This is a genomic window from Nostoc sp. KVJ20 (assembly GCF_001712795.1).
Lineage (GTDB): Bacteria > Cyanobacteriota > Cyanobacteriia > Cyanobacteriales > Nostocaceae > Nostoc.
In genome coordinates this window covers 1-1477 of sequence record NZ_KV757790.1, presented here as the reverse complement: position 1 = coordinate 1477, position 1477 = coordinate 1, and the positions used below count along the sequence as shown (strand labels likewise).

Sequence of the window (1477 nt, the reverse complement as noted above, 5' to 3'; positions counted from 1 at the left end):
TGGCGGTGAAAGTAGCGATCGCTTAGAAGGGGGGACAGAAAATGACTTCCTCTATGGTGAGGCAGGTAACGATACCTTATATGGCGGTGATGGTAATGACTACTTGGATAGCGAAACAGGATCTAACCAAATTGATGGTGGTAATGGGGTAGATACTATTAACTATGACCACTCAACTAGTGGTATTACAGTTAATCTTGACGAAGAGAAAGGATATCAGCATACTGATAAGCGTTGGAAAAGCGCTCCTTATATCTCTTCGATTGATGCAGGAAAGGCAAGAGATAATTACTACAGTATTTCCGACTCTATAACGAATATAGAGAATGTTATTGGTTCAAATAGCGAAGATGTTCTGATTGGCAACCGTTTTGATAATAATATTCAGGGATTGCAAGGCAATGACTTTTTAATTGGTAATAATGGCAATGATACTTTAGATGGTGGTGATGGCGTAGACACGGTTAGTTATGGTTACGATCAGCCGACTCAGGTTTATGTTAATTTAGCCCAAAATACTGCCACAGATAGCTACGGTAAAACAGATCAAATTCTCAATATTGAAAATATCATTGGTTCTGATGGCAGCGATACCCTGATTGGCAATTCTCAAAATAACATCATTGAAGGGGGATTAGGTAATGACTCCATTGAAGGGGGATTAGGCAGCGATACCCTCTATGGAGGAGGTGATGACGATAGTGTAAAGGGTGGAGAAGGCAATGATATTCTCTACGGAAACGACGGCAACCTCTACAGCAATGACGGTAGCGATCGCTTGTTTGGAGAATTAGGTGATGATTCACTCTACGGGGGCGATGGAGATGATGTAATTGATGGCGGAGATGGTAATGACACCATTTATGGTGGTCTGAGTTATTTCTTCAGCAATGATGGCAATGATAGTCTTCTTGGCGGCGCTGGTAATGACCGTCTGTATGGAGAATCTGCCAATGACACCTTAAGAGGTGGAGAGGGAGACGACCGACTAGAAGGTAACACTGGTAACGATAAACTTTACGGTGATGCAGGTGTCGATATTTTATATGGCCGAGAAGATGATGACCTGCTCGACGGCGGTGCTGGTGATGACACTCTCTACGGTGAAGCTGGAAATGATACTCTTCACGGCGGCACAGCAAATGACCTACTCGATGGTAGTGTTGGGGATGATAGCCTTTATGGTGAAGTAGGCAATGATACTCTTCACGGCGGCACAGAAAATGACCTACTTGAAGGTGGTGCTGGCGATGATAACCTCTATGGTGAAGTAGGCAATGATACTCTTCACGGCGGCACAGAAAATGACCTACTTGAAGGTGGTGCTGGCGATGATAGCCTTTATGGTGAAGTAGGCAATGATAGCCTCTACGGTGAAGTAGGCAATGATACTTTGCGCGGTGGCACAGAAAATGACCTACTTGAAGGTGGTGCTGGCGATGATAGCCTCTACGGTGAAGCTGGAAATGATACGCTT

1 protein-coding gene is annotated in these 1477 nt (G+C 44.3%); it reads left to right on the top strand.

The features are described from left to right. Positions 1-1477, top strand: a 1477-nt coding sequence (locus tag A4S05_RS37175; protein WP_141699923.1) for a calcium-binding protein, incomplete at both ends; no start/stop codon positions are given.